At 68.7% G+C, this 2,703-nt stretch carries 3 protein-coding genes; all 3 read right to left on the bottom strand.

Features of this window, described 5'->3' with window-relative positions; all coding sequences use genetic code 11:
• A partial coding sequence (gene rbfA / locus ACFU99_RS40125) for a 30S ribosome-binding factor RbfA (RefSeq protein WP_384402651.1) occupies positions 1 to 306 on the bottom strand: 306 nt, incomplete at its 3' end.
• Between the two features lie 38 nt (positions 307 to 344).
• The gene (locus ACFU99_RS40120) at positions 345 to 638 is read right to left on the bottom strand and encodes a DUF503 domain-containing protein (protein WP_030890354.1); all 294 of its coding nucleotides are present in this window, start codon (positions 636 to 638) and stop codon (positions 345 to 347) included.
• A 167-nt stretch (positions 639 to 805) separates the two neighbouring features.
• Positions 806 to 2,703 (bottom strand): translation initiation factor IF-2 (gene infB, locus ACFU99_RS40115; protein ID WP_384402648.1); only part of this gene is annotated, 1,898 nt, incomplete at its 5' end.

Here is a 2,703-nt window from a genome sequence, read left to right as displayed (position 1 = left end):
GGCGTTGTCGGGCAGGGCGTCGGGGACGAAGGTCAGGGTCGGGGTGAAGCGCACCCCGGTCTCCCGGCCCACCGTGGAGCGCAGCACGCCCTTGGCGCTCTCCAGGGCGGCCGCGGAGGCCGCGCGCTCCTCGTCGTCGCCGTAGACCGTGTAGAACACGGTCGCCTCCCGCAGGTCGCCCGTGACCCGGGTGTCCGTGATGGTCACATAGCCGAGCCGCGGGTCCTTGATCCGGCGCTGCAGGGTCTCCGCGACGATCTCCCGGATGCGGTCGGCCAGCTTGCGCGCCCGCGCGTTGTCGGTCATGCGCCTACTTCTTTCTTCTTCGGTTCATTCATCAGTCGTCACTCGTCGTCGCCGTGGATCCGCCGTCGCACGGACAGCAGCTCCACCTCGGGACGGGCGGCGACCCAGCGTTCACAGCGGTCCAGCACGTCCACGAGATGTCCGGTGTCCCCGGACACCACCGCGAGCCCGATCTCGGTCCTGCGGTAGAGGTCCTGGTCGCCGACCTCCGCCACGCTGACCGCGTACGCGCGGCGCAGCTCGGCGACGATCGGGCGCACGACGGAGCGTTTCTCCTTCAGCGACCGTACGTCGCCCAGGAGCAGGTCGAACGAGAGTGTCCCCACATACATGCGGTACGGGTGAAGCCCACCCGGCGGGCCTGAGGCATCGGTGTGAAAGGTCCTTGGAGTCCAAGGATGTGTACAAGCTCTTCGAACCGTACACGCAACGGCCGGGGCCGATCGACGGAAATAACGCTCCGCCGACCGGCCCCGGGTCGCAACTTGGCGATCAGCGATCAGCCGCGGGGCTTCTCGCGCATCTCGTAGGTCGCGATGACGTCGTCGATCTTGATGTCGTTGAAGTTGCCGAGGTTGATACCGCCCTCGAACCCTTCGCGGATCTCGGTGACGTCGTCCTTGAAGCGGCGCAGGCCCTGGATGTTGAGGTCCTCCGCGATGACCTTGCCGTCGCGGACGAGGCGCGCCTTGGTGTCGCGCTTGACCTCGCCGGAGCGGATGAGGACACCGGCGATGTTGCCCAGCTTGGACGAGCGGAAGACCTCGCGGATCTCCGCCGTGCCCAGCTCGACCTCTTCGTACTCCGGCTTGAGCATGCCCTTGAGGGCCGCCTCGATCTCCTCGATCGCCTGGTAGATGACCGAGTAGTACCGGACGTCGACGCCCTCGCGCTCGGCCATCTGCGTGGCACGGCCCTCGGCGCGGACGTTGAAGCCGATGACGATCGCGTCGGAGCCGGACGCCAGGTTGATGTCGGACTCGGTGACCGCACCCACGCCGCGGTGCAGCACGCGGATGTCGACCTCCTCGCCCACATCGAGCTGGAGCAGCGAGGACTCCAGAGCCTCGACCGAACCGGACGCGTCGCCCTTGATGATGAGGTTGAGCTGCTGGATCTCGCCGGCCTTGAGCACCTTGTCGAGGTCCTCCAGCGACACCCTGCGGGTGCGCTTGGCGAAGGCCGCGTTGCGCTCGCGCGCCGCGCGCTTCTCGGCGATCTGCCGGGCCGTGCGGTCCTCGTCGACGACGAGGAAGTTGTCGCCGGCGCCGGGGACGTTGGTGAGACCCAGGACCAGGACGGGGGTCGAGGGACCCGCTTCCTCGACGTTGTTGCCCTTGTCGTCGAGCATCGCCCGGACGCGGCCGTAGGCGTCGCCCGCGACCATCGTCTCGCCGACCCGCAGCGTGCCGCGCTGGACCAGCACGGTGGCCACGGCGCCGCGGCCGCGGTCGAGGTGGGCCTCGATCGCGATGCCCTGCGCGGCCTGCTCCGCGTTGGCGCGCAGGTCGAGCGAGGCGTCGGCGGTGAGCACGACGGCCTCCAGGAGGGCATCGATGTTCTCGCCCTTACGGGCGGAGATGTCGACGAACATCGTGTCGCCGCCGTACTCCTCGGCCACCAGCCCGAACTCGGTGAGCTGGCCGCGCACCTTGGTCGGGTCCGCGCCCTCGACGTCGATCTTGTTGACCGCGACCACGATCGGCACGTCGGCCGCCTTGGCGTGGTTCAGCGCCTCGATCGTCTGGGGCATCACACCGTCGTTGGCCGCCACCACGAGGATCGCGATGTCGGTCGACTTCGCACCGCGGGCACGCATGGCGGTGAACGCCTCGTGGCCCGGGGTGTCGATGAAGGTGATCGCGCGGTCCTCGCCGTTGACCTCGGTGGCGACCTGGTACGCACCGATGTGCTGCGTGATGCCGCCGGCCTCGCCCGCGACGACGTTCGTCTTGCGGATCGCGTCCAGCAGTCGGGTCTTGCCGTGGTCGACGTGGCCCATGACGGTCACGACCGGCGGGCGGGAGACGAGCATCTCCTCGCCGCCCTCGTTCTCGCCGAACTCGATGGAGAAGGACTCCAGGAGCTCGCGGTCCTCCTCCTCCGGGCTGACGACCTCAAGGACGTAGTTCATCTCGTCGGCGAGCAGCTGAAGCGTCTCATCGGAGACCGACTGGGTCGCGGTGACCATCTCGCCGAGGTTGAGCATCACGGCGACGAGCGACGCCGGGTTGGCGTTGATCTTCTCCGCGAAGTCGGTGAGGGAGGCACCACGCGACAGGCGGACGGTCTGTCCGTTGCCGCGCGGCAGCATCACGCCGCCGACCGACGGGGCCTGCATGGCCTCGTACTCCTGACGCCTCTGCCGCTTCGACTTGCGACCGCGCCGCGCGGGAC

This window comes from Streptomyces sp. NPDC057654, from assembly GCF_042800135.1.
Taxonomy (GTDB): domain Bacteria; phylum Actinomycetota; class Actinomycetes; order Streptomycetales; family Streptomycetaceae; genus Streptomyces.
This window is presented reverse-complemented; position numbering and strand designations above follow the sequence as displayed.